This window comes from Glutamicibacter sp. Je.9.36, assembly GCF_051129975.1.
Lineage (GTDB): Bacteria > Actinomycetota > Actinomycetes > Actinomycetales > Micrococcaceae > Glutamicibacter.
On record NZ_JBCPSN010000001.1, the window covers coordinates 121,487 to 146,366 of the forward strand.

General features: G+C 61.3%; 28 protein-coding genes. 7 read left to right on the forward strand and 21 right to left on the reverse strand.

Annotated features, from left to right (window positions below):
• Positions 1-82 precede the first annotated feature (82 nt).
• Positions 83-955, forward strand: a complete 873-nt coding sequence (locus tag AAZQ98_RS00560) for an HNH endonuclease family protein (RefSeq protein ID WP_434689101.1) — start codon at positions 83-85, stop codon at positions 953-955.
• Positions 956-1,244: 289 nt separating this feature from the next.
• Here the strand turns inward: AAZQ98_RS00560 and AAZQ98_RS00565 are convergent, their stop codons facing one another.
• The 6 genes from AAZQ98_RS00565 to AAZQ98_RS00590 form a co-directional block, all read right to left on the reverse strand.
• A complete protein-coding gene (locus AAZQ98_RS00565) occupies positions 1,245-2,120 on the reverse strand; it encodes a metal ABC transporter permease (RefSeq protein ID WP_434689103.1) in 876 nt (291 codons plus the stop codon).
• Positions 2,117-2,872 (reverse strand): metal ABC transporter ATP-binding protein, encoded by a 756-nt coding sequence (locus AAZQ98_RS00570; RefSeq protein ID WP_105656326.1) that lies wholly within the window; start codon positions 2,870-2,872, stop codon positions 2,117-2,119. Before AAZQ98_RS00570 ends, AAZQ98_RS00565 begins: the two co-directional genes overlap by 4 nt.
• Positions 2,869-3,825 carry a metal ABC transporter substrate-binding protein gene (locus AAZQ98_RS00575; protein ID WP_434689106.1) on the reverse strand — a complete coding sequence of 319 codons (957 nt, stop codon included), beginning with the start codon at positions 3,823-3,825 and terminating at the stop codon, positions 2,869-2,871. The genes AAZQ98_RS00570 and AAZQ98_RS00575 overlap by 4 nt, the downstream gene beginning before the upstream one ends.
• 113 nt (positions 3,826-3,938) lie before the next feature.
• On the reverse strand, positions 3,939-4,904 hold the full coding sequence (hutG, locus tag AAZQ98_RS00580) for a formimidoylglutamase (protein ID WP_434689108.1): 966 nt from the start codon (positions 4,902-4,904) through the stop codon (positions 3,939-3,941).
• A gap of 78 nt (positions 4,905-4,982) precedes the next feature.
• Positions 4,983-6,944, reverse strand: coding sequence for an SH3 domain-containing protein (locus AAZQ98_RS00585; RefSeq protein WP_434689110.1), 1,962 nt, complete (start codon positions 6,942-6,944; stop codon positions 4,983-4,985).
• A gap of 145 nt (positions 6,945-7,089) precedes the next feature.
• Entirely contained in the window at positions 7,090-7,743 is a 654-nt protein-coding gene (locus AAZQ98_RS00590) for a peptidyl-tRNA hydrolase (RefSeq protein ID WP_434689112.1), read from the reverse strand.
• 128 nt (positions 7,744-7,871) lie between these two features.
• Here AAZQ98_RS00590 and AAZQ98_RS00595 point away from each other — a divergent pair, with 128 nt between their 5' ends.
• A complete protein-coding gene (locus tag AAZQ98_RS00595) occupies positions 7,872-8,120 on the forward strand; it encodes a hypothetical protein (RefSeq protein ID WP_434689114.1) in 249 nt (82 codons plus the stop codon).
• A 182-nt stretch (positions 8,121-8,302) separates the two neighbouring features.
• On the opposite strand, the gene AAZQ98_RS00600 is transcribed toward AAZQ98_RS00595, so the two are convergent.
• The gene (locus AAZQ98_RS00600) at positions 8,303-9,121 is read right to left on the reverse strand and encodes a hypothetical protein (protein ID WP_434689116.1); all 819 of its coding nucleotides are present in this window, start codon (positions 9,119-9,121) and stop codon (positions 8,303-8,305) included.
• A gap of 494 nt (positions 9,122-9,615) precedes the next feature.
• Here AAZQ98_RS00600 and AAZQ98_RS00605 point away from each other — a divergent pair, with 494 nt between their 5' ends.
• A complete protein-coding gene (locus tag AAZQ98_RS00605) occupies positions 9,616-10,407 on the forward strand; it encodes a MerR family transcriptional regulator (RefSeq protein ID WP_434689118.1) in 792 nt (263 codons plus the stop codon).
• A gap of 47 nt (positions 10,408-10,454) precedes the next feature.
• On the opposite strand, the gene AAZQ98_RS00610 is transcribed toward AAZQ98_RS00605, so the two are convergent.
• Positions 10,455-10,661: a helix-turn-helix domain-containing protein gene (locus AAZQ98_RS00610; RefSeq protein ID WP_105656318.1), complete on the reverse strand. Its 207-nt coding sequence runs from the start codon at positions 10,659-10,661 to the stop codon at positions 10,455-10,457.
• A gap of 227 nt (positions 10,662-10,888) precedes the next feature.
• Here AAZQ98_RS00610 and AAZQ98_RS00615 point away from each other — a divergent pair, with 227 nt between their 5' ends.
• Positions 10,889-11,371, forward strand: a complete 483-nt coding sequence (locus AAZQ98_RS00615; RefSeq protein ID WP_431493757.1) for an Lrp/AsnC family transcriptional regulator — start codon at positions 10,889-10,891, stop codon at positions 11,369-11,371.
• Positions 11,372-11,445: 74 nt separating this feature from the next.
• Here the strand turns inward: AAZQ98_RS00615 and AAZQ98_RS00620 are convergent, their stop codons facing one another.
• Both AAZQ98_RS00620 and AAZQ98_RS00625 read right to left on the reverse strand, forming a co-directional pair.
• Positions 11,446-12,591 carry an MFS transporter gene (locus AAZQ98_RS00620; RefSeq protein ID WP_434689121.1) on the reverse strand — a complete coding sequence of 382 codons (1,146 nt, stop codon included), beginning with the start codon at positions 12,589-12,591 and terminating at the stop codon, positions 11,446-11,448.
• 62 nt (positions 12,592-12,653) lie between these two features.
• A complete protein-coding gene (locus AAZQ98_RS00625; protein ID WP_434689123.1) occupies positions 12,654-13,058 on the reverse strand; it encodes a low molecular weight phosphatase family protein in 405 nt (134 codons plus the stop codon).
• A gap of 167 nt (positions 13,059-13,225) precedes the next feature.
• On the opposite strand from AAZQ98_RS00625, the gene AAZQ98_RS00630 reads away from it, so the two are divergent.
• Complete coding sequence (locus tag AAZQ98_RS00630; protein ID WP_434689125.1) at positions 13,226-13,474, forward strand: hypothetical protein; 249 nt, start codon at positions 13,226-13,228, stop codon at positions 13,472-13,474.
• Positions 13,475-13,564: 90 nt separating this feature from the next.
• On the opposite strand, the gene AAZQ98_RS00635 is transcribed toward AAZQ98_RS00630, so the two are convergent.
• From AAZQ98_RS00635 to AAZQ98_RS00645, 3 genes are all read right to left on the reverse strand, one after another.
• Positions 13,565-15,088, reverse strand: a complete 1,524-nt coding sequence (locus AAZQ98_RS00635) for an APC family permease (RefSeq protein ID WP_332594611.1) — start codon at positions 15,086-15,088, stop codon at positions 13,565-13,567.
• 151 nt (positions 15,089-15,239) lie between these two features.
• Positions 15,240-16,112: a universal stress protein gene (locus AAZQ98_RS00640; RefSeq protein WP_434689127.1), complete on the reverse strand. Its 873-nt coding sequence runs from the start codon at positions 16,110-16,112 to the stop codon at positions 15,240-15,242.
• Between the two features lie 3 nt (positions 16,113-16,115).
• Positions 16,116-17,543: a flavin monoamine oxidase family protein gene (locus tag AAZQ98_RS00645; RefSeq protein ID WP_434689129.1), complete on the reverse strand. Its 1,428-nt coding sequence runs from the start codon at positions 17,541-17,543 to the stop codon at positions 16,116-16,118.
• Positions 17,544-17,649: 106 nt separating this feature from the next.
• Between AAZQ98_RS00645 and AAZQ98_RS00650 the strand changes: the two genes are divergently transcribed.
• Together AAZQ98_RS00650 and AAZQ98_RS00655 are read left to right on the forward strand one after the other, a co-directional pair.
• Positions 17,650-18,297 carry a TetR/AcrR family transcriptional regulator gene (locus AAZQ98_RS00650; protein ID WP_434689130.1) on the forward strand — a complete coding sequence of 216 codons (648 nt, stop codon included), beginning with the start codon at positions 17,650-17,652 and terminating at the stop codon, positions 18,295-18,297.
• A gap of 2 nt (positions 18,298-18,299) precedes the next feature.
• Positions 18,300-18,521, forward strand: a complete 222-nt coding sequence (locus tag AAZQ98_RS00655) for a LapA family protein (protein ID WP_434689132.1) — start codon at positions 18,300-18,302, stop codon at positions 18,519-18,521.
• Here the strand turns inward: AAZQ98_RS00655 and AAZQ98_RS00660 are convergent.
• From AAZQ98_RS00660 to AAZQ98_RS00695, 8 genes are all read right to left on the reverse strand, one after another.
• Positions 18,518-18,706 carry a hypothetical protein gene (locus AAZQ98_RS00660; RefSeq protein WP_038993331.1) on the reverse strand — a complete coding sequence of 63 codons (189 nt, stop codon included), beginning with the start codon at positions 18,704-18,706 and terminating at the stop codon, positions 18,518-18,520. The genes AAZQ98_RS00655 and AAZQ98_RS00660 overlap by 4 nt on opposite strands.
• Before the next feature lie 163 nt (positions 18,707-18,869).
• A complete protein-coding gene (locus tag AAZQ98_RS00665; RefSeq protein WP_434689134.1) occupies positions 18,870-19,241 on the reverse strand; it encodes a hypothetical protein in 372 nt (123 codons plus the stop codon).
• A gap of 358 nt (positions 19,242-19,599) precedes the next feature.
• On the reverse strand, positions 19,600-19,845 hold the full coding sequence (locus tag AAZQ98_RS00670) for a hypothetical protein (RefSeq protein ID WP_434689136.1): 246 nt from the start codon (positions 19,843-19,845) through the stop codon (positions 19,600-19,602).
• 200 nt (positions 19,846-20,045) lie between these two features.
• The gene (locus AAZQ98_RS00675; RefSeq protein WP_105661972.1) at positions 20,046-20,534 is read right to left on the reverse strand and encodes an Lrp/AsnC family transcriptional regulator; all 489 of its coding nucleotides are present in this window, start codon (positions 20,532-20,534) and stop codon (positions 20,046-20,048) included.
• 150 nt (positions 20,535-20,684) lie between these two features.
• Positions 20,685-21,941 (reverse strand): MFS transporter, encoded by a 1,257-nt coding sequence (locus AAZQ98_RS00680; RefSeq protein ID WP_332487544.1) that lies wholly within the window; start codon positions 21,939-21,941, stop codon positions 20,685-20,687.
• A 7-nt stretch (positions 21,942-21,948) separates the two neighbouring features.
• A complete protein-coding gene (locus tag AAZQ98_RS00685) occupies positions 21,949-23,082 on the reverse strand; it encodes an NAD(P)/FAD-dependent oxidoreductase (RefSeq protein ID WP_434689138.1) in 1,134 nt (377 codons plus the stop codon).
• Positions 23,083-23,400, reverse strand: coding sequence for a bifunctional 3-phenylpropionate/cinnamic acid dioxygenase ferredoxin subunit (locus AAZQ98_RS00690; protein ID WP_105656303.1), 318 nt, complete (start codon positions 23,398-23,400; stop codon positions 23,083-23,085). It abuts the gene before it with no gap.
• A gap of 96 nt (positions 23,401-23,496) precedes the next feature.
• Positions 23,497-24,426 carry an N-acetylglucosamine kinase gene (locus tag AAZQ98_RS00695; RefSeq protein ID WP_434689140.1) on the reverse strand — a complete coding sequence of 310 codons (930 nt, stop codon included), beginning with the start codon at positions 24,424-24,426 and terminating at the stop codon, positions 23,497-23,499.
• Positions 24,427-24,880 lie beyond the last annotated feature (454 nt).

Sequence of the window (24,880 nt, forward strand, 5' to 3'; positions counted from 1 at the left end):
AAAACTCATTGCTGCGCTCTGCGCTGCAGTTTTGGTGCTCGCTGGATGCAGCGCACCGGCAGAACCTTCGGCACTTACCGGGATGGATCCCGCACCGGTTGAAGACCTGCTGGCAACAGATCGGCCATTGCTGGTTGAACGGGCTGCCACCAGCAGCAAGAAGGTCCTTCCCGGGGCGAAGCTCAAGGGCCCCAAGGCCACCGCAATGCTCAAGACCCTGCCGGTAAAGGGCAAGGCGGCCGCCACTGGGTACAACCGGAACAAGAAGTTCGGCAATGGGTGGAAGGACTTCGACAAGGACAAATGCGATGAACGCCAGGACACCTTGTCCCGGGACATGTCCAAGGTGAAATTCAAGGACCGCAAGAAGTGCACCCTAGCTTCGGGCACGTTGCATGACAGCTACACCGGCAAGAGGATCAACTGGAAGGTCAAGTCAGGCAGCGTCGACATTGACCACGTGGTTTCCCTGAAGAACGCGTGGATCTCCGGCGGCCAGAAGCTTTCCCAGGCCCAGCGCCAGGCTCTGGCTAACGACCCTCTGAATTTGATGGCCGCTGACGCCTCAGCCAATCGCCAGAAGGGCGATAAGAACACGGCTGAATGGCTCCCCAAGAACAAGTCCTTCCGGTGCCAGTACGTAGCAACCCAGATCAGCGTCAAGAAGAAGTACGCGCTGTCGGTCACCAAAGCCGAAAAGCAGGCCATGGCCAAGGTGCTCAAGAGCTGCCGCAACCAGAAGGCCGCGAAAGTCACCACGATCAAGCCTGCCGGTTCCAAGCCCAAGGCATCACCGAAGAAGGACGTGCACAAGGCTCCTTCCGTGGTCAAGGGGACCGTGCATCCGGGCGCTTACTGCAAGCAGGCAGACAAGGGAAAGCGCGGCAAGTCCAAGGCCGGCAAGCTCTACACCTGCAAGACCGATGCCAAGGGCAAACTGCGCTGGCGCGTTTAATGCCGCTTGCAGGTCCCGATCGAGCCAGCTGGTTCAGCTGCCCATCCGGGCGCAGCGCAGGGAAGCGCCCTTCCAGTTAGCAGGGTGGTCGGGTGGAGGTTCAAGCCATGCGCCGGGTCGCCCGGATCCGGATCCAGCCATGAATCGAGAGGACCGCCCGCCGCCTTGCCGGCCATGGGAAGTACGCTGATTCGCTGATGCGTGCATCCATTGCCCATCAGCTGACGCCGGCGAGCGCACGTCTCACACGCCATTTTCGTTTCAGCTGCGGGAAACTTGCCACCGCCTTCTACGCGTTCGCCGCAAGCGCCTTGCGCCGCCCCTTGCTGGCCAGCCGGGTGGCAATGAGTCCTTGCTTCGGACTGAACAGATAGGCAATTCCAAAAATCGCCGCCTGGGCCAGAACCACCATTCCGCCGGTTGATGCATCGAGGTAATAGCTCATGTAGACACCCAGGATTCCTGCACAGGCTGCGAGGATCGGTGAGATCAGGAGCATCTTCCCGAAGCGATCGGTCAACAGGTAGGCCGTGGCGCCGGGGATGATCAGCATGGCGACTACCAGGATGACGCCAACCGCCTGCAAAGCCACAACAGAGGTCATGGCCAATAGCCCCAGGAGCACCGCGCCGATGATCCGCGGGCTCATCCCCAAGGCATGTGCGTGCGTTTGGTCAAAGGCATAGAGGGTGAAGTCCTTGCGCTTGAGAATCAGGATGGCGAAGGTGATCGCGCCAAGCACCAGGACCTGCCACAGGTCATTGGCCGAGACGCCCAGCAAATTGCCGAAGATGATGTGGTTCAGATCCACATGGCTCGGCGTGACCGAGACCAGCACCAGCCCGATGGAGAAGAGCGTGGTGAAGACGATGCCAATGGCAGCATCTTCCTTGAGCTTGGTGGTGTCGCGGACTCCCCCGATCAAGGCCACCGCGAGGAATCCGAAGACCAGGGCACCCAGGGCAAAGGGAGCACCCACGATGTAGGCCAGCACGACTCCGGGCAAGACCGCATGCGAAACTGCATCGCCCATCAGCGACCAGCCAATGAGGACCAGCCAGCAGGACAGGACCGCGCACAGGACGGCGGCGATGATCGTAACCAGCAGGGCGCGCACCATGAAGGTGTAGCCCAGCGGCTCAGCTAGCAATTCGATGAGGTTCATTCCCCGCCTCGCTTCATGGGATCCAGCCCGAAGGCCAGGGCCAGGTTTTCCGCCTGCAGCACGAGATCCGGATGGCCATGCATCAGCACCTTGCGCATCAGGAGCACCGCTTCATCGGCAAGTTCCGGAAGCGCGTGCAGGTCGTGGGTGGAAATCAGCACGCTGCCGCCTTCATCAGCAACTTCGCGCAACAGCTTGGTGATCGTTGCTTCGCTGCGTTTATCCACGCCTGCGAAAGGCTCGTCCAGCAGCATGATATTGGCGCCCTGGGCAATGCATCGGGCGACGAAGGCACGCTTCTTCTGACCTCCGGAGAGCTGGCCGATTTGCCGGTTGGCAAAGCTGGCCAGCTCCACCCGTTCGAGGGCTTCATCCACGGCGGCGTGGTCCCTCTTCCTGGCTCTCCTGGTCCATCCCATTTGCCCGTAGCGCCCGGTCATCACCACTTCACGCACCGAGATCGGAAAGTTCCAATCAACGGCTTCGCTTTGCGGCACGTAGGCAAGCTGCCCGCTTTTCCGAGCTTGCAGCGGGTCGGTGCCGTTGATGCGCACGCTGCCGGTGTCGGGCTTGATCTGCCCCATGATGGTTTTGAACAGCGTGGATTTGCCCGAGCCATTCATTCCGACCAGGCCGCAGACCCGTCCGCGGCCCAACTGCAAGGAGGCATGGTCCAGAGCCAGCACGGGGCCGTAGTGGACGGTCGCGGCCGACACATCAATTGCGAGTGCATCGCTGGGCTTCGCGTTCATGGTGTTCCGCCTTTCAAGGCACGGGCGATGGTTCTGGTGTCATGCGAGATCAGGTCCAGATAGCTGGGTACCGGACCGCCAGGCTCGGAGAGCGAGTCCACATAGAGCGTTCCGCCATAGGAGGCATCGGTGGATTCGACGACTCGTTGCATGGCCGCATCGGAGACCGTGGATTCGCAGAAGACCGCAGGAACATCGTTTTCCCTGACATAGTCAATCGCCGCGGCGACCTTGCGCGGCGTAGCCTGTGATTCCGCGTTGACGGCCCAGAGATACTTTTCGGCCATTGCGGTATCCCGGGCCAGATAGCTGAAGGCCCCTTCGCAGGTCACCAGTACCCGCTGGCGTTCGGGGATCTCTGCCAGTGCCGCTTCGAGCTCGTCGTGGACCTTTTGCAGTTCGGCTTGGTAGGCCTTGGCGTTGTCCCGGTAGTCGCGCGCATTGGCCGGATCCAGCTCGGTAAATGCATCTGCCATGCGGTCCACGTAGATTTTCACGTTCAATGGGCTCATCCACGCATGCGGATTGGGCTTTCCCGCACCTTCTTCCTGGGCGATATCGATGGCCTCGATCCCCTGGCTGACGGTGGCATGCGGAGCGTCATTGCCTTCGACGAATTGCTGGAACCAGGCTTCGAGGTTCAGCCCGTTATCGAGAATCAGGTCCGCATGCGATGCCCGGCGCAGATCATCAGGGGTAGGTTCGTAGCCGTGGATCTCCGCACCCAGACGGGTAATGGATTCAACGCGCAGGTGATCGCCTGCGACATTCTGGGCGATGTCCTGCAGGACCGTGAAGGTTGTCAGCACCACCGGCCGGTGGTCTTGGCTCTCGGCGGGCACGGCACTTTGGCTACCGCCGCATCCAGCGAGCGCGATCAGGCATGCCAGGCCAGCGGCCAGCCAGCCTGCGCGTTGCCCCGCGCGTGATCGGGGCTTGAGGGTTCGCACCATTGCACACCATTCCAAATCTCGCCATGACGATTAGTTCGTCCCCCTCAATCATAATGTTTGAGGGGTCGAACATTGCAAACTCGCGTCGGCAGATTTCGGTGCGCCCTACTGCATCAGACCCGCAGCAGGGTATTGACCAGCCTGGCTGCGGTGCGGGCCGTTCTTCCGTCAATATCCAATGATGGATTCAATTCGACAACATCGACCAGCGCCAGCTTGTCACTGCGCGCCAGCATCGCGCAGACCCCGTGAATTACTTCCAGCGGCACCCCGAATCCGGCAGGGGCGCTGACCCCGGGGGCCACCGAGGCAGGAAGCACATCCAAGTCAATGGTCAGGTACAGCTTGTCTATGCTCTCCATGAAGTCGGCAACGAACGCCAGGACGGAAGGCAGCTGCCCGGCAGTGCACTGCTCGTCAAGCAGGTAGCGCACTTCCAGGGCGCGGGCCTGTTCGAAGAGGACCCGGGTATTGTTCGGTTTGCTGATTCCCACCACGGCATAGTTGAAATCTTGTCCCGCCGCCTGCAGGTCCTTGGCAATATCCAGGAAAGGGGTGCCGCTGCTCCGCCGCGGAGCACTGCGCAGATCGAAATGCGCATCCAGGTTCAAAATGCCCAGCCGGGTTCCAGGCTCTTGGCTGCAATGCCGGAAAAGGCCGTTGAACGAACCGTAAGCCGTTTCGTGGCCGCCGCCGAGCACTATTGGAAGCATCCCTTCTCCGAGCAAAGCGCTCACCGACTGCGCCAGCCGTTCCTGCCCTGATTCAAGCTCATCGCCAGATACTGCGACATCACCAGCATCAATCAGGTGCCGTGGCTCGTGGATAGCCAGGGAACCCAAGGCGGCACGCAGTGCCTGCGGTCCTTGCGCTGCCCCGGCCCGGCCCTCGTTGCGCAGCACGCCGGCATCCGAAGCGAAACCGAGCAGCGCTGCCGGTCCCCGCCCGCTGGACTGGTCGGCAGCCTTGCGGTTGATTTGCTGATGCCATCTCAGGTGCTGCTCGCCGGCACCGTCATTGCGCCCGCTCCACGTAGCCGCTGCCCGGTCAACAGCCAATTCCGGCTTAAAATTCTCCATGGTTCCAGCTGACCAGAGACACCGCGAGTACGCCATGCCCCCTGCGCATCTTCGTCTGAAACACCAGACAGCAGCAGATTAGCGGGTTCGCAGCGCACCGTAGTCCAGCGGACCTCCCGTGGCCGAATTGCCGTAGACCTCCACATGGATGTGATCCATATGCATCGTGGTGTCATTCCAATTGCCGGTGAACTGGTTTCCGTACTTTCCTGATCCGGAATACGGCGTCCAGCCTGTCGTTGGAAGCCAAATTCGGTCTTGCCAGATCAGGTAATAGATACCCAGCTGGCTGCGGTTATCCAGCAGGAACTGGGCCAGCTTCTGGCCCTGGGCAACCCGCTGCCTGTTCTTGTAGTCGCGAATCATCAGGTCCACGGCCTTCCCGGAGCTGTGCCCGGCAGAGCCGCTTCGAACGGTATGAATGGCGCTGATGGTATCGCCGGTCTTCCCCTGCAACGCAGCGATGACGCGCTGCGCATCGGGTTGCAACGTTCCCGGCTCATTTTTGGAAAGGTAGTTTTCCTTGACCCAGCCGGTGGCCTGGGGAGCGGCGACTTGCGCCCATCCTGAATCGCTGCGCAGGTAGGTGACTTTCTGCCCCGCTGGCAGCACGGCTTTGCTCTGGTGGCTGATTCCCGCGCCGGCGCGGAGGTTCACGTTGGTTGTGGTCCAGCGGTATTCGGCTTTCGGGGCCGGAGCCGGTCGCGGTGCCTGCGGTTTGCTAGTAGCAAGATAGCCATTGCTGATCCATCCGGTGCCCTGCGTTGAGGCAACTCGCGTCCAGCCATTGGCTGTTCCCAGGACGCTGACCTGTTGGCCCTTGGAGATGACCGCCAGTGATTTGTGGCCGGTGGAGTACCCGGAGCGCAGGTGCACATTAGCCGTCGTCCAGCGCTTGGCCTGCTTCAGCGGCGTGTAGGCCTTGGCCACCAGTACGCTTGATGGAACCCATCCCATCGTCTTGGAGGTCTTCACTCGCGCCCAGCCAGTCGACGTGCCGTGCAGGGTGAGCTTGGACCCCGCTGGCACAGTCCCCAGGGACTTGGCAGAGCCCGAAGCGCCGACGCGCAGGGCGGTATTAGCCAGGATCCAGCGAGCCGATGGGTTGGCGGGCTTGTAGGCGGTGCTGGACAGGCTAGCGCTAGGCACCCAGCCGGTGCCGCGCTGGGACTTGATCTGGGACCAGGAACCTCGGGTTGCGTACAAGCCGACTTTTTCACCCGGCGCAAGGCTTCCAAGAGATGGAGATGAGCTGCGATTGGACTGGCGCAGGACGCTGCTGCTGATCAGCCAACGGTTCCCGATCGTTTTCCGGGTTGCTGCCGGTTGCGACGACAACTGCTTGGCCGGCAGCCAGCCGCGTTTTCCGGCAGAAATGGCATAGGTCCACGAGCCTGACGTGCGCAGCCACTCGACTTTGGCTCCTGCTGGAACACCCGCGACGCGTGCCGCTTTGGCAGAGGCGGACTTGCGCAGCACTTGCGCGGTTTTCGCATACCGGTACACCGGCGCCGGCATTGCGGTAGACAGCTGGCTGGTGGGCACGAAACCGGTGATCTTGCCAATCCTGATCCGGCTCCAGGAACCGGTTGCGCCCAGGTGCCGGACTTCGGTTTTGCGCATGGCCCCGGTCAAGGCCGCGGATGCCGCCGATGCCTTCTTGCGCACCGGCTGGAAGGACATCAGATAGCGCACGGCTGAGGTCTTGGGCTTTGCCGGCGCCGGCGCTTTTGGCGTTGCCAGGTACTTGGCCGAGACCCAGCCGGTCTTCTTCATGTAAGTCGCTTGCACCCAGCCCGATGAACCCTTGGACGCGAGGAGTTTGGCACCTTTGGGAATGACTAGCAGCGACGCGGATCGGGCCGATGGCGACTTGCGCAAGTTCAGGTTGGTGGTGGTCTGCTTGGCAATTGCCGGAGGAGCGGCAACGAGATGCGCAAGGCCGGCTGGAGCCTGCGTCGAGGCGCTGGCACCAGATGCGGTCCCGAAGGACAGCATCAGGACCAGCAGCAGGCCCAGTACACGTTTAGAGAATTTCAATGTCAGTGCTTTCGAGCAAGGGCATATTGCCGTTTCCTGCGGCCCACGGAAGTGCACAGCGATCCGCTGTGGTGACAATTGCTGTTACCGCCAAGGAAATCATGACACACGCATGGCGGTTTCACCGCGCTTGGATTCTAAGGTTCTAGCGTGCCTCGGAAATGACGAAAGCGGTGACAGATCCGGGTTCGATTTCAGTTCGCCCGGCATCCTGGATGACAGGTCCAGCGGCCTGCCGCGACAAGCGGTCGAACTCCCTGCGCGGCAGGTGCCTGATGCCCACCGGAGCATGGGCGTGGAGCCACGCTTCGACCTCTTCCGCTGGGGATTCTGTCAGCCAGGCGAACAGCGCGTGCGCTGCCTGCGCCGCGGCCTTGCCTGTGGACATGTCCAAGGATTTGTTCAGCACGATGCTGATCTGCGCATCCAGGACTTCCTCCGCTTTTGGAAGCTGCGTGCCGGAGACCTGCAACTTGGCAATCAGCTTCGGCAAGTCCGTGGCCGGCAATGGAGGCAAGCCAACGGCTCGGGCCTTGCCCACTTCACTGACCATTTGCTCAGGGAACATCTCCAGCACCTTGGCGAACATCTTGGGATTAGCCCGGCGTACCGATTTGGCGTAGGCCTGTGAAGCCCACTGCTGCCAATCCGGGTTCTGCGGATCTTGCAGATAGGCAATCACGGCTGCTCGTGCCACCGCTGACAGTCCCTCGTCCTCGCTCGACGGATCCTCCTTGTCGATTCGCAGGATGATGGGCTGGACCAGTTCTCCGGGGTCGCGATCGCGCAGTTCAGTCATGGTCTTATTCTATGGCGAGTGGTGGCCCTGAAATACTCGGAGCGGACTAGCAGTGACCCTATTTGCGAAGCCGATTGCTCCCCGCCTGCAGCTGTGCTTCCTCGGCAGGCACAGCGCGGCATTGCGCCATGTCCCAATGCTTGGCTTACGTTGGCCGGTGGGCCCCGAGCACTGGTGCTTCGGGGAACGGCAACGGCAAGCTGACCAGCAAGCTGATTCCAATCGCCTCCGCGAACACCACCGTTTTGCCAGTGGGCCTGCAGTTCATCGAGCCCACGGTACGTACCGGAGGGCTGGGCACCGTGCTGCTCGATGAGGCTGTCAGCAAATCGTGGTGGACCCTGCTGTTCCGGGCAATGATCCAGCGGAGATCCTGACGGCGCACACTCTTGCCAACCACGAGGAGCTGGGCGCGCCTGGTCGCCGTTGTTCTAAAAATCCATTACGGATGGCCCGCAAGCCTTTGATGCTGTCTTGGCATCAATGAACTTCCAGGGTGCAGTTCGCGTCGTTGCTGATATTTGGCCAGCACCGGCTAACTAGCGGCTTGGACTCTTGCCTAGCGCCGCCGCACCTTGCGAACAATCAGCAAGATGACACTGGTAAGCATGGCCGTCGCCAAGCTGACCAGCAGCGGAGTCTGCCACGGAATTTCCAGGACACTTGCGGTGAATTGTTCCCAGAAGGAGCCGACGGTCTTCCAGCCAGTGGTCTTCGATCCAATAACCCTGGCCGTGCTTTCCACGACTGCCGGCATCATCCATTGGATAGCCAATGCGAAAACCCACATCAGCAGGTTCATGATCCTCGAGAACCCGACGAATCCCAAGATGAGGCCGAGGATCAGCGGCCCGGAATACCAAAGGTAAACGTAGTACGACTGGGCGCCCGCAACGAGCGATGCGATGATCTGCAGCCAATAGCTCACGCCCACAGTGAGCGTTGCATAGAAGAGCACCGCTATGGGCAGCCGCAATTTAGTGGCCAGGAAATACCAGGCTTGGCTGACCAGCAGCAGGCCACCAAAAACCCAGAGATGGCGAATCGAAGCTGCGGAGAGTTCCCCCTTCAAAAGCCCCGGTTCGAATGCGTGGAGTCCTTGGAACCCCAGGCCCAAGAGTCCCAGGACCATGCCCACGGCAGTCACGATGGCAAAGCCGGTGCGGCTATATCCAACGCGTCGGGCAAACCAACTGCCCCAGAGGGTGATCACGGAGAAAACCACCAGTAGCCCTTGGGCGTCGTCGCTGGCATGCGGGAGAATTGAGCGGTCTTCCTGACCGATCCATAACCACGGCAACACCACGATCGCAGTGATCAGCAATCCGGCGACCAATTGCATCCACCAGTTTTGCCAGACGCGCCTCATTGAACCCACTCTTACTCCTCGGTGTCCCTACGCGCTCATTGTTCCAGAGCCAGAGCGAAGCATCGCGAATGCCGGCAGGCGTTTCCCCCAACTCGCTCGGAGCTTATGATCCGAACGTCAGTGATTTTGGCAGAAATGCCAGATGGCCCGTGGGCATTCCACCCAACTGGAATGCCCGCGAGCCATCTGGACTATGTCTTCTACCTTGCCTCGGCGTGGGTGGCCAGGGCTCCTTGATCCCGTAAATGCAGATGGTTTACGTCATCAGGCGGTCCTCGTTGATTTCGGCGGTAGCCTGTTCAACTTCATCTACCAACAGTGAACTACACATAGATCACACTGTGCAACAGGCATGCTAACAAGTAGTCAATATGATCAATCAGGCAAGGAATACCTCGTTATTATTCGCCATTTTGCCGTGAGATCTGAATCACAAATTTTGATCAGGGAATGCGGCTGGGACTATTGACCTTGACGTTGCGTCAACCATTAGCGTGGTAGCCATGAAGGATTCAACTAGCCACGAGCCGGCAGTTCACCACTCGATTGCGCACGTCTCAAAATCCGCTGGCATCAGCAGCCGTACCTTGCGGCACTACGACCAGATCGGCTTGCTGAAACCTGACTACGTGTCCGCCAACGGATACCGGTTCTACACCGACGGGCAGCTGGTCCGGCTCCAGCAGGTTCTCCTGCTCAAGCAGCTGGGCATCAAGCTGGAGACCATCGCTGAAATCCTGGACGAGCAACGAGATGAACTGGCCGCGCTGAGCACACATAAGGAACAGCTCCATAGGCAGCGTGCGGCGCTGGACCGGCAGATCGCTGCCTTGGAACACAGCATTTCAACACTAACGACGGGAGGAAACATGGAACCGGAAAAGAGCTTTGACGGCTTCAACGAGCAGTACAAGCAAGAGGTTGCCGAACGCTGGGGCGCCGACGCGTATGAAACATCGAATCGCTGGTGGCGTTCCAAAACCAGGGACCAGCAAAACGCATTCATGGAAGAGGTGAAGATGCTCAATCAGGATTGGATCATGGCGGGCAAGAATTCCGTCCCAGCAGACAGCTTCGAGGCCCAGGAATTAGCGGCTCGACATGTGCGCTGGCTCCAGAGCGCCAAGGGCACCCCGCTGGATTCCGGCGATCCGGCACAGCACAAGGCATATATCTGCAATCTCGGCGAGATGTATGTCGCTGATCCGCGGTTTGCAAAGAACTACGGCGGATACGCGGAGCTGGTTCGCGACGCATTGCGGATCTTTGCAGAACGAGCTATCGAGCTGGACTAGGCTGTGGCTGTTCCCGATGGGCTCGGGAACAGCCAAGGTCAGCGCATTCAGCTCTGGGATTCGTTCGCGATATCGTCGCGGGCCTGCGCATAGCGTTCTTGGATATAGTTCTCCAGTGCAACGCGTTCCACGCGCCACATGCCCCGCCCGCCAATTTGGATGGCCGGCAGCTCGCCGCTTTTCACCAAAGCGCGGACCTGGGGCAGCTTCACATTCAGTTCCTCTGCCACGTCTTCCAACCGCAAAAACCTCATATCAACAGGTTACTGTGATTAGCGCCCATTTGATCTCAGCCTGGTTATTTTGTGGATAAAAGATGGCTTTTCGCCCGAGCATTCGCCCTGTTGACCCCAGTAGCCGACTTGCACGCAATAATATCGGCCAATCCGCGCAACACATTTGGGATTCACTGGTCATATTGACTAAAATCTAGGTTGGTACTTATGCACGCGCAACACAACCTGTCTCAGGAGACCACCACATGAATTCGGATACGTATCAGCTCGATGAAACCGACCGGCGTATCCTTCTGGCACTCGATGCGGATCCGCGTGTGCCGATCATGATGCTGGCGCAGCAGCTGGGCCTGGCCCGCGGCACCGTGCAGACCCGTTTGGAACGTTTGGCCCATTCAGGTGCGCTGCGCCCGAACACCGCGCGAATCCTTCCTGCGTCCATGGGCCGTGGCGTCAGCGCGTTCGTTAGCGCTGAATTGAACCAGGCCAGCTTGAATGACGCCATCGCCGCACTGCGCCAGATTCCCGAGGTTCTGGAATGCGTCGCGCCGGCGGGAGACACGGACTTGTTGATTCGCGTGGCCGCAACTGACCCGGATGACCTGTACCGGGTCAGTGAAGAGATCCGCCTCTGCCCGGGCATAACCCGCACTTCCACCTCGATGATCCTGCGCGATGTCATCCCATTCCGCACCACCGAGCTGCTCAAGAAGCTGAGCCAGGACTAGCTCCAAGCACGTTGGAGTCCAATGCGTAAACGCCGTTGCCGGCACCGCAAGGTGGCCGACAACGGCGTTTGGCATTATGGCCTGTTTGGAACTTCTTCGAGAATGGCAGCGGGCAGATACTTGGTCGAGCGGTACACCTGCATCATGGACAGCAGGCAGAGCACGGCAAGCAGGCCAATGAATAGAGCAGGATGAGCGACCGTGCGCCACAGTGCAAAGAATGTCGGGAAACTGAAACCGATGAAACAGCACATGTAGAACCGGCCGGTCAATTTGCCGACATCGGCGCCGCCGGCAAGATCCAGTACCTGGCTTAGCCCGGCAACCAGCAAAATGCCATTGGCCGAACCGGCTATGGCGAATGCGATAATTCCCAAGAATTCTGAACCGCTCAGCGACACTGCGATCATCATGAGCAGTGCAGCCAGCGAGGTAGCCAGTCCGGCCATGAGCAGCCTGATCTTGCCCAAGTCATTGAATCTCTTGACGAACGGCTGGATCAATGTGCCCATGCCCATGGTGACCGCCACTGCCAAGGTGGTGTAGAACAGGCTGGATTCACCGGCTCCGTTGCTCAGCGCCGGAACCACGGCAAACCCTGTTGCCGCCATGCCAAAGACCCATGGGGCTGCGGGCAAGACGATGCGATAGAACCGCTGGAGGTTTGCCGGAGTCGTCACGTCGGCCTCCAGGTGATGCCCTGCCCGATCAGTGACTCGGTCTTCTCGGGCGAAGAACATCAGCAGCAACCAGGAAAGCGCCGCGGCGGCATGGACGATGTATGCCAGTTCCGGGCTGCCGCTGGTCCCGACAATTGCCCCTGAAATGACCGGTCCCAGCGCGAAGCCCAAGGACGTGCACAGCGCGGCACGAGTCGCGCCGGCAGCTCCCGGGCTAAGCAGCTTCACCCAGCTGGTGATGGCAACCATGGCCAGGCCCATGCCCAAGCCGGTCAGGATGCGTCCCGCATAGAGACCGGACTCGTGAACCGATCCGAAGATGAGCCCGAGAGATCCCAGAATGGAGCAGGCCAGGGCAAGCAGCGAAAATGGCTTGCGCCCGAACTTGTCCGCCAGCGGTCCGCCGAAAGCCAACGCCGGGATCATGCCCGCCAGGTAGCTGCCCATGACCAGCATGGCCTCGAACTCACTGAGCTCGCGGAATTGCTGGTACCAATTGATCAGCGATACGTATTGGTTGGCACACCAACCAGTGAGCACAAGGCATACGCCCGGAAGCCACCACGGAGTTGCCTTTCGTGTGGTGATGCGAACAGTAATTTCTACCGCTCCAGCTCGTGGAACAGTTCACGGACGCGATCAGCAATTTCATCGCGGATCATGTTCATTCGTTCGGCACCGGTGATGCCGTCTTCACTGGGTTCGTAGGTGACCCAGCGTTCGGTCTTGATGGACGGATCGAATTGCGGATTCGCATCGGAGCCAAGGATTACCACGCGGTCAACTTGCTCGACGACGCGAGGGTCGATGGCCTTGGGCGTGCCCTGCGACATGTCCGCGCCGGCCTGCGAGAGCGATTCAACCGCTTCGTGGTTGATGCCTAAACCTGGGTTGGTTCCAGCCGAGTAGCTGGTAACTTTCCCTTCAGAAATGTAGTCCATCAATGCGGCCGCCATTTGCGATTTGCCTGCATTGCGGGAGCAGATGAAAAGTACCGAGTTAGCCATGAACCTATTGAACCATTTGCGCGCCGGTTAGGGGCCTTTGGACGAGAAGGTTGCGAAGCAGGCAAAGACCTGCCTTTGGCGAAAGCAAACAGCACTCCCGCTATAGCTAAAAGTGGCGGATTTGGCTACGGTTGGAAATACTCAGCCCAAGGCAATAGGAGAAAACGATGCTTGCTCTACATAAGAAGATGATTGTATCCGGCGTCGTCATCGTATTGGCAGGCGTTCTCATCAGCAGCATCTTGCCAGTCCTGGCGATGTGGAGCTTCGAATCCGGTTTTGGAAGCAGCCCTTTGGGCAGCGCGCCGCTGGCTTTCCTTAATTCATTGATCCAAAGCGCGCTCATCCCCTTCGGCGCCGTGCTGGCCGCCATCGGCGTGGCCAAGCACATGACCCGGACCGAGGCCGCCGACTAGCGGCAAGATAGCTCCTGCGGCGCTGCACCGAACCCGAAGGACCACCCGCGATGCGTTCGCGAGTGGTCCTTCTGGTTCATTGCCCCGGTTCTACTTCAGCAGCTTGTAGGTCTTGATGGTTTCTCCCTTGAAGAACGCCGGGTGGCGCACCCGCATCCACAGCATGATGCCAACGCCCAGCAGCAGCACGCCGACCCCGAGGATGAACACCATGCCCACTCCCCCGATATTGGAGCCCGAACCGTAGTCCGGATTCATGGATTCGATGGCGGTGGCAAAGAACATCACCAGCAGGACGACGCCACCTGCCAACGGCGCCAAGAACTTGCAGAAGAAGTTCCTGGCATTGGCGAACAGTTCGCCGCGGAAGTACCAGACGCAGGCCAAGGCGGTCAGCCCGTAGTAGAAGCAGATCATCAGGCCCAGCGCCGTGATCGTGTCCCACAATGCGTTCTCCGAGAGCAGCCTGGTGACCACGTAGAACATGGCAGCGGCAGCAGCGGAGGCGAAGGTCGCCACCGACGGGGACATGAAGCGCGCGGAGATCTTCGCGAAGCTGGAGGGCAGCGCCTTGTAGTAGCCCATGGCCAGCAAGGTGCGTGCCGGCGAAACCATGGTGGATTGCAGCGAGGCCGCGGAGGAGGACAAGATGGCCAAGGACATCAGCATCGCCAGCGGGCCCATGACCGGACCGGAAAGCACCGCGAAAATTGATTCCTGGTTCTCCGGGTTGCCTGCGCCCAGGCCCGTGGTGCCCACCCCGGCCCAGTAGATCACCCCAAGGGATACGGCCAGGTACAACGCAATGATCACCAGCACCGTCCAGGTGGCACCGCGTCCGGGGACCTTCTTCGGATCGGTGGTTTCCTCGTTCATGGTCAGGGTGACATCCCAGCCCCAGAAAACGAAGATGGACAGCGAGATGCCCGCGGCGAAGGCCGAGAAGGTATCGATGCCGGCCGGATTGAACATCTGCCAGGTGATGGGTGTCGGATCATTGGGCTGGCTGGAGGTCAGGGCCATGACCGCGAAGAGCAGCAGCACCGCCACTTGGAACCCGACCAGCACGTACTGGAAGACCTTCGTGGCGTTCATGCCCCGGTAGGAGATCCAGGCGGCCACCGCAATGAACACCAGCGTGGTGGGGATGTTGACCCACAGGTTGCCGGTCAGCTCCGCAATCCATGGCTGGCCGGTGAGCTGGGCAATCAGGATATAGAAGAAGTCCACGGCCACTGCCGCGAGGTTGGAGAGCACAATCACCGTCGCGGCGATCAGGCCCCAGCCTCCCATCCAGCCGATCATCGGGCCGAAGGCACGCGTCGCCCAGGTGAAGGAAGTGCCCGAATCGGGCATGGCGCTGTTCAGCTCGCGGTAGCCCAAGGCCACCAGCAGCATCGGCAAGAATCCGGCCAGCAGGATCGCAGGCAGGCTGGTGCCGACTTCGGCCACCGTGGCGCCGAGGCCTGCGGTGAGGGTGTAGGCCGGGGCGATGCAGGAGATGCCGATAACGACAAGCCCCAGAACGCCAACGGTGCCCTTGGACAGTCCTTTTTCGTGCAGTCCGCTCTCGGAGCGTGCAGGCGGCGATGCCTGCCTCAGGTCGTGCGACATGGTGGTTACCTTAAACAATTAGCGAGGTGTGAGTGCGTCGGCCAGAAGTACCGAGCCACCTTCCGTCAGGGGTCAGATGGGCACCGTCCGCGTGCTTCGCGACGGCAAGTGCCCGGGGAACAAGGATCGTGCAGGAATGATGCGCTGCCTTCTAGCTGGCAGCCTCGAGGGTCGGGATGACGCCCATCGGGACGTTGAGCTGGCCCAGGATCCGCTGGGCCTTGGGGCCGATGAACAATCGGCGCGGGGCGGCCAGCCGGGCCGATCCCAGCAGCGCCAGATCCCCGTCCTGCCAGGACAGCTGGGCGGCCGCTTCGTCCAGGCCGCGCCCGGAGACCACCTCGACTACCGCTTCCAGGCCCAGGGAACCGGTCAGTTCCTGCAGGTAGCTGCGGGTTTGGGCCAGATGGTCATCCAGCTCCAACCGGGGGTCGGCCAGATCCATGTGGGAGACCAGCGTGGCCACGCGCAGCGGCAGTCCGCAGGCGGCGGCGATCCGCGCCGAGAGGCCGATGACTTCCCGTGCCCCCGGGCGGTCCCCCACGAATGCGGTCAGCCTGGTGATCTTCCCGCCGGCCGCGCGCAACGTGGCCAGGGAGGCCGGCGAGGACATGAACACGGCCATCGGCGAGGAATGCAGCAGCGCATTGGCGATCGCCCCGGGGCTGAAGAATCCTGCGCGGTGGCGCTTGCGGCCGCCCAGCACGATCCCGTGGGCCCCGAATTCCTCGCCCAGGGCGATGAGCCCCTCGGCCACGGAGGGCACGGAACGGGCGACCACCGAGGTGGCAATTCCTTCCGGCACCAGGGCCAGGGCCTGCGCCGCCCAGCGGTCCACCTGGTCGGAAAGGATGGAGGAGAACCCATGGTCCCCGCCGGGGTAGACCGCGTTGAACGGGGTGGCGGCGGGCAGCACGATGGCGATCCGCAAGGACGCGTCGCGGGTACCGGCCACCAGGGCGCTGGCCAGTTCGATGGCTTCGGCACCGCGCTGGTCCGCGGTGTAACCTACGAGCAATTTCATGGCCTAGGCACTGGCCTTTTCCTTGGACGGGGTCAGCGTGGCAACGCCATCGTAGCTCTGGTCGTAGGCGGTGCCATCCAGTGCGGCGATGATGCGCGCGGCCGAGCGGCGGCCCATGCGCACCGCGCCGTCCACGTGCTGGAAGCCTTCGCCGGCCAGATCCGAGGAGGAGAAGTAGATCGGTCCGACACTCTCGTTCTGCGCCGGGCCGAAGCGGTGCAGCCCGCCCAGGTCGTAGCTGGTGGCGTAGGCGCCGCGGGTCCATTCCTCGGCGGCGAAGTCCGAGAGGTAGAAGACCTTGGGATCCAGTGCCTTCTCGCCCAGGTAGCCGGCCATGGCCTTGAGGATCACCGCGCGGCGCTGTTCCTCGTCCAGTTCCCACATGGCGTCGGCCTTCAGATCCGAAATGAAGCCGACCAGGGTGCCGGTTTCCTCCCCGGCATAGGTGTTGTCGTAGAGCTCCTGGACCAGGCTGCTCGGGCCGAAGCAGGTGCCCGACAGGCCCTCTTCGCGCCAGAACGGGGTGTCGTAGACGGCGTGGACCTTGATGACCAGGCCCATGGACTGGTGCTGGTGGGTGATCTGCTGCTTGCGCGGCAGCGCCGGGACGTAGGAAATGCGCGAGTACAGGTTCGGCGGTACCGCCAGCACGGCCTTCTTCGCCGAGACGGTCACGGTGCTCCCGTGGGCCACCACCCCGCCCTCGAACCATTCGAGCTTGAGCACGGGGTTGCCCAGGAAGACGGTCTGCTGGCCCAGCTTCTCGGCCAGCGTCTTGGATACGCCCTGCATGGTGCCCACGATGCGCCGGTCCAGGATGAAGTCCTCGTCAACCAGGTTGTCGAAGGAGCCGGCCGAAGACGCCATGAGCACCGCCTGCAGCGCGGAGAAGGTGTGCGCCGGCTTGGTCAGCATGCCCCCGGCGATGAACAGGCCCACGTTGTTGCAGGCCAGCTCGTCGGCACAGTGCTGGCGCAGGAAGTGGTGGAAGGAGATCTGGTCCAGCTCCTGGGCCTGCGGGTGCTCCCACGGCTTGTCCGGGTCCATTTCGGCGGCCAGCTGGTTCATGAGTTCTACCAGCTTGTCCATTTCGGCCACGGTGCTGGCGGCCACCGGGAAGTCCTCGCCCTCATAGGCGATCCGCTCGCCTTCCCCGGTGAGGTAGACGCTCTTGCCCGCCTTGTAGCGTTCGAAGGTCTTGATGCCAAGTTCATTGATCAGCGAGTAGAGGCCGGTCTGGTCGGGGCTGATCCACTGGCCGCCGATCTCGATGGTCGCGCCGTCCATGACGTCGGTCCAGGTGCGCCCGCCGACGCGGTCGCGGGCTTCGAGCACCGCCACGGACTTGCCGGCCTTGCTCAGCTCATAGGCTGCTGTCAGTCCCGATGGCCCTGCCCCGATGACGACGACGTCGCGTTCCAGATGTTGCATGATCGACTCCCTTGCACATTTAAATGAATAAGGTTCATTTACCTGTCATATAGCATAGGGTACGAAGATCCAGTTGTGAAGCACCCCACGTCAGGAAGAGGTCCGCATGAGTGAAACGGAAGCCAGGCGAGCCGGGCGCCCGCGCAAGGCGGTGCTGAATCGGGAGCGCATTACCGAGCACGCGCTGGAACTTGTTTCCGGGGACGGCTACGAGTCCCTGACCATGCAGCGGCTGGCAAAATCCCTGGGCGTCTCTCCATCGGCCCTCTACAACCACGTCGATTCCAAGCACGACCTCCTGCAGTGGATCCAGGAACTGGTCATGGCCGATATCGACACCTCGGTATTCGACCAAGCCGATACCAGGCAGGCTTTGCTTCAATGGGCTACGAGCTACCGGAACGTCTTCGCGCGGCACATTCCGCTGATTCCGGTCATCGCGGTCCTGCCCGTCTCCGATTCGCCGCGCACCTTGGGAATGTACGAGCGCGTTGCCGAAGCGCTGGCAGACTTCGGCATGGCAGAGAACGAGATTGTTCCGACGATTGTCGCACTGGAATCATTCATCTTCGGCTCGGCCATGGATACGGCCGCTCCGCATGACATTTTCGACACCAGCAATCACCAGGACCTCACTCCGCATTTCACCCAAGCTGTGGCGGCGCAACGCCGATCAGAGCTTGATACCAGCGATGATTCGTTCCAGCGCGGGTTATCGGCCCTCGTTGCCGGCTTGCTGGCGAACGGAAGCTGAGCATGGGCTACCCGGAACAGCGGCCGCCGAAGAAGGGGCTTAGCGCCAAGCAGTGGGCAGCTATTGCACTGGTGCTCCTCGCGGTGGTCTTCATGCTGCAGAACCTGGCCTTCGTCCGCGTTGAATTCTTCTTGATCCATTCCACGGCTCCGCTGTGGCTTGTCCTGCTCATTACCCTGGCCGCGGGGTATGCCATCGGGTGGTTCTCCAGACGGCGAGGCTAGTCGTCGAGGATTGCCCACTCCCCTACCTGCTCGTTATCCGAGTCGTAGACGTCTTCCTGGGCGCCGGCAACGATCGGATACATCGTGATGTTCGTCGACCAGTCGCGCAGAATCTTCTGCAGCTCCTCCAATGGCTTGAGCTGCATGTTCTCGGTATCGAAGTTAACTTCCAAAACAAAACGCATGGCCTGCTCCCGTCCTTCCCGTTGCCGCCATCCTATGCCCGCCGGGCAAGAAATACGAGACTTGCCGCAAGCCCGGCCTCGGAGTAAGCACCTGGTCCGGAAACAGGAAAACGGGATCCCGAGTTGCCTCGGAATCCCGTTTTCCTGGAAATGCTTGCGAGAGCTACTGGCTTGCGCCCATGTAGCTCAGCGACTGGAGAGCTTCATTGCCGCCGACCTTGTACAAAGCCAAGACCAGGCCGCCGAAGACGATGCCCATGATGGCAGAAAAGCCGAGCGAGATCTTGACCAGCGAACGGACTTCGCCGCGGCTGACCTCGGCTTCATCGTTGAGGTAGCGAGCCGCGCCCTGGGTGAAGCTGGCTGCCGGGGTCAATGCGGGAACTGGTGCGGTGAGCAGGTTCGAGGCCGTATCGGTGGCTCCACCGCGCAGATGGGCAACAGTGGTGCTGTTCTTCCGATCCTGGCGGAGCTTGACGATGTTGGCGCCGTGGCGTGCCAAGAGGATGTCTTCACCGAGTGGGATCGAGGCCATTGTTGTTGCTCCTAAAGAATTAACGCTGCTGCATTTCCAGTCATATCCATCATTTCCGACCATTTATCTATTGAGAAGTGGTTTGTTCAGAACCCCACATGCCCCTGTGATGCAATCCGCATGATTCAGGGGTTAAATCGGCTTTTCTGGTGACCGGGGACATAGTTTCCCGGAATTGTGCGAGGTTAATTACCTGCCTGCATTCCGCTGGCACCTGCCGGTTATTCCCGACGCCATTTCCCGGTTCATTGGCATTGGATAAAGACGGGGCCAGCAATCGCCAAGCACCCTTGACGCGGCTGAGCCCCAGTCCGGAAATGGACTGGGGCTCAGCATCGTCAACGCATGGGTGCAAACCCTATGCGGTCTTCAGGTCCTGCCCATCCTGCTTGCGCTGGCGCTTGGCCGCGCGGATCTGCAGTACCAGATCGTGGTTCGACAGGTCCTCCGGCGAGGCAACGCCGCGCTTCCGGGCCTTGGTAACCAGGGCCTGGCGGATTTCTGCCTGGTGGGTGCGCTTGTACCGGATCACCAGCACAGCAGTTGCGATGGCCAGAACAATCAACGTCACCAGTGCGGTGACAACAGTTGCGTCAAAATGCATTATCTTCTCGACCTCCCCATTCTTTCAGTCGCGGCTGCGGCGGGGTCCGTTGCTTCGCTGGAGAACCGATCCCCAGCTGCCAACGGGCCGCAGCCATGCTAAGAGAAGAACATCAAGTTTAGCATGTTTCTTCGACCAACGCAGGGCTGCGGGTTGTTCCTGCGAACATCGGCGAGATGGAAATCGGCCAAGAATGGTGGCTAGTACTCTCCACTGCCGTGGCCGTGTTCGAATACCAGGGAGGTTTGGGTGGTTGCCACGGCCGGATTGGCTGAGAGGTTATCGAGCACGAACTGGCGCACATCCGAAGAATTGCGCACCGCTACGTGCAGGACGAAGTCGTCGGCGCCACCCAGGAAGAACAGCTGCCGCACCCCCGGCTTGCTGCGCATGTCAGTAGCGAAGTTCGACATCAGGTGACGGGCTCCGGGACGGATTTTCACGAAGATCAGCGCTTCGAGCTCCCGGCCCAGAACCTGCGGATCCACTTCGATGGTGAAGCGCGAAATCACTCCCGAATCGCGCAAGGCATTCAACCGCGCCAGGCAGGTGGACGGTGCTATGCCCAGCTCCTCAGCCAGGGAGTTGTTGGTCCGCCGGGAGTTCTTCGTCAGCAACGCCAGCAGTTTGCGGTCTATGCCATCAAGCTGCGTCGCACGGCTCTCCCGCCCGGATTCGTTCATCGACATTCAGCCACCTGCTCCTCATTATCGCGGTTCGCTGGATTCATCATACGGCCCGGTTGGCATCCCCTTGGCGTTTTTCCGCCACCAGTTCCCGGTGCCGCACCGTTTCCGTTCCGTTCGGTGCGCGACGCTGGGGAATGCTTCGTCCAGGACCTACGGAACGCTCTTGATCTGGCGTACCAGCACGGCGCCGAGGAGGCTGATCACCACCGAGCACAGGAACAGGGTCGGGTAGCCGCCGAACCAGCTCACCGCCAGCCAGGCGATCAGCGGGGCGACCACCTGCGGCAGCGAGTTGGCAATGTTGATCATGCCCAGGTCCTTGCCGCGCGAATCGGCGTTCGGCAATACCTGGGTCAGCAGCGCAAAGTCCACCGCCAGGTAGGCGCCGAAGCCGATGCCCAGGAGCACTGCGGCGACGATGGCGGTGGCGAATGACGTTGCCGTCGCCAGCACGCCAGCCGCGGCGGCAACGATGACCGAAGAGATGATGACGTACTTCTTGCGCTTGCCGTCCTTGTCCGAGAGCTTGCCGGAGATCACCGAAGAGAAGATCACGCAGAAGGCGTAGATCGCGGTCAGCACCAGCACGCCCTGGGCCGGCTCTGGATGCTTGATGGCATCCTGCAGGAAGAACAGCAGGTAGACCAGGCACAGCTGGCAACCGAGATACAGCAAGAAGCGGGTCAGCCACGCCCATCCGAAGTCGGCATGCTTGACCGGGTTGATCCAGAAGCTGCGCACGAATTCCAGCGGCTTGACAGGCTCCAGCGCGCCCTTGGGCAGCGGAACATCCTGGCGCATCAGCACGAACGGGATGGAGCAAATGGCCACGGCGGTAGCGACGATGGCGTAGCCGAAGACCAGGTTGCTCGCAGCGACCATGCCGATCACGGCACCGATCAGCGAACCGCAGGTTTGGCCCAAGGCCACCAGCCCGCCAACCATGCCGCGCTGCTCTACCGGCACCTTGTCCGGGATGGCCGCGAAGATCGCAGCCAGCGCGGCGTTGCCGGCAGCTTGCATCAGCGCCCAGCCGATGACCAGCGTGCTCACGGTTTGCGAGGTCGACATCAGCAGCAGGGCCAGCGCAGCGCAGATAGTTCCAAAGAACACCCACGGGATGCGGCGCCCGAATTTCGATGTGCTGCGGTCGCTGAGCGCGCCGAACAGCGGGTTGGCTACCAGCGAGACGGCCGCGCCGACGCCGGTGACCAGCGAGAGAATCGCGTTCTTCTGGCTGGCATCCAGTTGTTCGGCGTGCAATCCGAGCAGTACCTGGATCGGTGCGAAGAAGCCGACATTGATGCCGATATGGACAATGACAACCGCAGCGATCCAGCCAGGGCCAACCCGTTTGGTGGGCGTCTGCAGGGCCGCGGGAACCTTCAGTGGTTCGGCTGCATTCATAAGTTTCTTACCGGCCTAACTCGCGCGGACCCGTCAGTGGGTCCTTCAATTGTTCGATGCTTGGGGTGGCTGATTTCGCAATGAGCCGTTTCGCGGCCTTGGCCATCAGGCCGCCATCGATCATCGAGGCGGACACCAATGCGCCATGGGCGTCGAGCCCGAAGACCGTCTGGATCTTGCCTCGCCGGTTCAGGCGCGTCACGGTGCTGGCGGCCTGGCTGAAGTCGCCCACGGTTTCCACGTGCATTTCGTGGCGGTCGCTCCAGAACCATGGCACCGAACGCTTCGGTGCGGTTGTGCCCATGATTGTTGCCGCCGCTTGGGCGGCATCTTCCATGGCAGCTTCCCAGTGCACCGCACGGGGCTGGTTTTCCTCCCGTGCGACGTCGCCGATCGCGAGCACCTGGGGGCAGCTGGCAGAACGCTGCTGCGCGTCGACCACGATCCCGTCGTCGACTTCCAGGCCCAGCTGCTCGGCGAGCGCAGTTTCAGGTTCGACGCCGATGGCTGCCACGATCAGCTCCGCGTCATGGCGCTGGCCATTGGCCATTGCATAGTTGGGGCCGAGCTCGGTCACCGCACCGGTCAAGGTGGCAATGCCGTGGTTGGCATGATCCGCGTGCAGCTGTTCGGCAAGTTCGTGGCCCAGCACGTGGGCCAGAGGTGCGTCGGAGCTGGAAATCAAGGTGACTTGCGCCCCGGACATCTTGGCGGTGGACGCGAACTCGGCCCCTACCAGCCCCGCTCCGATCACCAGCACCCGCTGGCCGAACATCCCCGATTCCAGGACGTCGGATATGCGGGCGGCGTCAGCTGCGCTGTGCAGGCTGAGCGCATGGTGCCCGCCGGGAACATCCAATGCCTTGGGGGTAGTGCCGGTAGCCAGCACAACCCAGTCGTCAGCGGATTGCGGCAGTTGCAGGCTTTGGACATCTTCCTGGATCAGGCCGACGCCATGGTGCTGGTACCAGGACACCGGTGCGAACGGTTCAACCTGCAGGGACTTGCTCAGTGGCGGACGATCATAGGGCAGGCCCTGGGCATCGCTGATCTTGATGGATCCGGCGTACTGCTGCTGCACCAGGTGCCGGGCCATTGCGTACCCTGCGACCCCGCCTCCGATGATGTGCACGGAAGGCATTTAGATTTCAAGCTCCAAGAAGCCGTCCACGACGTCCACCTTGTAGGTCCGGGCGTCCACGGTGGCTGGCATGCACTGCACCTTGCCGGTTTTCAGGTCGAAGGTCGAGGAGTGGATGGGGCATTCGATGCTGCAGTCTTCGAGCCAGCCGTCGGAAAGCGAAGCGACCTCGTGGGTGCATTCATCTTGCAGCGCGTAGAAGTTGCCGTCTTCGGCGTGGAAGATCGCGATGTCTTCGCTTGCGCCGCTGTCTTTGGCTTCAACCAGCAGCGATTCGCCTTCGGGGACAAGATCTACGGGACCGACTCGGAAACTCACGATGACTCCTTAATAATCACGACGTTCTCCACTAATCTTGTCACCTATTGATTGCCTGCACCTATTTGATGGCCAGTTTTCCCCGCTGCCCACGTCTTATGGCTGGGCGCGAAAGCGCGATACGAGGCCTTGCAAGGCGTGGTCCGCTGGCAGGAGGGCTAATGCACGGGCTCCATCCAGCCCATTTCCCGGCGAATCCTGGACTTGCGCGGCAGGGACCAGCAGGTGCAGCTCCCGCACGAAGCTGCTTCTGGCGAATTCGCCGGCGAGCACTCCCCCGATGGCTGCGACCGGAATCGCTCCGGCGTGCTGCTCCAGCCCCGCGCGGCGCAATGCCGTTGCCGCGGAACTGGCCAGTTCTGCACCGGCGAGCGCGCAGATCCGGGCGGCCATTTCATCGGTCGCCGCCAATTGGGCAACCGTCTGCGCAAAGGAGGCGACGATGGCCACCCTGTCCGGCATCGCTTGCAGGTCAATATATGCTTCGGAGAGATCGGGCCAGCGCTTCGCGAGTTCCCCGGTCAGGGCGGTAGCTGGCCCGCGGCCGTCAAAGCCGCGCATGGCCGCATTCATTGCCTGCTGGCCAATCCAATAGCCGCTGCCGGCATCACCCATGATGTGGCCCCATCCATCAACTCGGGCCACCGAGCGGGGGCCTACCGCCAAGGTGACGACACCGGTACCGGCTGCAACGACAGCGCCGTGGCGTTCTCCCAGCGCTCCGAGATAGCTGGTCACCGAGTCGTGGGCCAGCGCAATATGGGAAATAGCGCTGGATCCTATGAGGTCGTAGAGCTGCCGTGCATCGTGTTCGGCTTTCACCAGGCCCGTGGTGCCTACGCTCACGGTGCCGCACTCCCATCCGGCGGCAGCGGCAGCTTGGTTAATGGCGCGTGCCAGTTGGGGCAGGACTGGTTCATGGGTTTGCACACCGGGAAGCGCTAATTCTGCAGTTTCGCCATCCTGCTCGAATCTCAGCTTGATTCCGGTCTGCCCGCCGTCTACTGCCAAAAGTCCAGATGCCATTTTTCCATTCCTCTTGCACTTAGTTCTCAGGATACTTTGTGCTCCCCGCATTGGCCGCAGAGCTGGCGGGGTTCGACCTGCAATCCGCAGATGCCGCAAACCGATCACCGGCACGATCGAGCCAGCAGCTTCGCGACCCAGAACTGCGGGCACCGCGGTGTGGTTGCCTCTGGCAAAGAATGGAAGAACGCAGGAACCCGATGGCAATCCACCTCTGCGGAATTCCAGCTGATTGGCAGCACCCTTCCGATAGGCCATGCCCTGGAAAGTTCAACGGCCGTTGGAGACTCGTATCCCGGTTGCTGGTGCACTCGCGACTCGTCTCACGCAATCGGCTGGAGAGGCTTGCTGGGGCGCAGATCGCGACCGAACAGGGTTTTGAGGCATCTGGAAGCCCTGGTTCAAACCGCAGCCCTGTACAGCACGCGCCGTGACGAATTCAAGGATTGCACCA

Bases quoted from the DNA above. Each gene is read 5' to 3' on its own strand.
- AAZQ98_RS00650 (WP_434689130.1), top strand. From the start codon at position 17,650: ATGAGTGAAACGGAAGCCAGGCGAGCCGGGCGCCCGCGCAAGGCGGTG.
- AAZQ98_RS00675 (WP_105661972.1), bottom strand. From the start codon at position 20,534: ATGTCGATGAACGAATCCGGGCGGGAGAGCCGTGCGACGCAGCTTGAT.
- AAZQ98_RS00595 (WP_434689114.1), top strand. From the start codon at position 7,872: ATGTCCCAATGCTTGGCTTACGTTGGCCGGTGGGCCCCGAGCACTGGT.
- AAZQ98_RS00645 (WP_434689129.1), bottom strand. From the start codon at position 17,543: ATGCAACATCTGGAACGCGACGTCGTCGTCATCGGGGCAGGGCCATCG.
- AAZQ98_RS00635 (WP_332594611.1), bottom strand. From the start codon at position 15,088: ATGTCGCACGACCTGAGGCAGGCATCGCCGCCTGCACGCTCCGAGAGC.
- AAZQ98_RS00630 (WP_434689125.1), top strand. From the start codon at position 13,226: ATGCTTGCTCTACATAAGAAGATGATTGTATCCGGCGTCGTCATCGTA.
- hutG (WP_434689108.1), bottom strand. From the start codon at position 4,904: ATGGAGAATTTTAAGCCGGAATTGGCTGTTGACCGGGCAGCGGCTACG.
- AAZQ98_RS00605 (WP_434689118.1), top strand. From the start codon at position 9,616: ATGAAGGATTCAACTAGCCACGAGCCGGCAGTTCACCACTCGATTGCG.
- AAZQ98_RS00680 (WP_332487544.1), bottom strand. From the start codon at position 21,941: ATGAATGCAGCCGAACCACTGAAGGTTCCCGCGGCCCTGCAGACGCCC.
- AAZQ98_RS00615 (WP_431493757.1), top strand. From the start codon at position 10,889: ATGAATTCGGATACGTATCAGCTCGATGAAACCGACCGGCGTATCCTT.
- AAZQ98_RS00610 (WP_105656318.1), bottom strand. From the start codon at position 10,661: ATGAGGTTTTTGCGGTTGGAAGACGTGGCAGAGGAACTGAATGTGAAG.
- AAZQ98_RS00565 (WP_434689103.1), bottom strand. From the start codon at position 2,120: ATGAACCTCATCGAATTGCTAGCTGAGCCGCTGGGCTACACCTTCATG.
- AAZQ98_RS00590 (WP_434689112.1), bottom strand. From the start codon at position 7,743: ATGACTGAACTGCGCGATCGCGACCCCGGAGAACTGGTCCAGCCCATC.
- AAZQ98_RS00685 (WP_434689138.1), bottom strand. From the start codon at position 23,082: ATGCCTTCCGTGCACATCATCGGAGGCGGGGTCGCAGGGTACGCAATG.
- AAZQ98_RS00575 (WP_434689106.1), bottom strand. From the start codon at position 3,825: ATGGTGCGAACCCTCAAGCCCCGATCACGCGCGGGGCAACGCGCAGGC.
- AAZQ98_RS00660 (WP_038993331.1), bottom strand. From the start codon at position 18,706: ATGCGTTTTGTTTTGGAAGTTAACTTCGATACCGAGAACATGCAGCTC.
- AAZQ98_RS00640 (WP_434689127.1), bottom strand. From the start codon at position 16,112: ATGAAATTGCTCGTAGGTTACACCGCGGACCAGCGCGGTGCCGAAGCC.
- AAZQ98_RS00570 (WP_105656326.1), bottom strand. From the start codon at position 2,872: ATGAACGCGAAGCCCAGCGATGCACTCGCAATTGATGTGTCGGCCGCG.
- AAZQ98_RS00625 (WP_434689123.1), bottom strand. From the start codon at position 13,058: ATGGCTAACTCGGTACTTTTCATCTGCTCCCGCAATGCAGGCAAATCG.
- AAZQ98_RS00695 (WP_434689140.1), bottom strand. From the start codon at position 24,426: ATGGCATCTGGACTTTTGGCAGTAGACGGCGGGCAGACCGGAATCAAG.
- AAZQ98_RS00655 (WP_434689132.1), top strand. From the start codon at position 18,300: ATGGGCTACCCGGAACAGCGGCCGCCGAAGAAGGGGCTTAGCGCCAAG.
- AAZQ98_RS00560 (WP_434689101.1), top strand. From the start codon at position 83: ATGGATCCCGCACCGGTTGAAGACCTGCTGGCAACAGATCGGCCATTG.
- AAZQ98_RS00670 (WP_434689136.1), bottom strand. From the start codon at position 19,845: ATGCATTTTGACGCAACTGTTGTCACCGCACTGGTGACGTTGATTGTT.
- AAZQ98_RS00665 (WP_434689134.1), bottom strand. From the start codon at position 19,241: ATGGCCTCGATCCCACTCGGTGAAGACATCCTCTTGGCACGCCACGGC.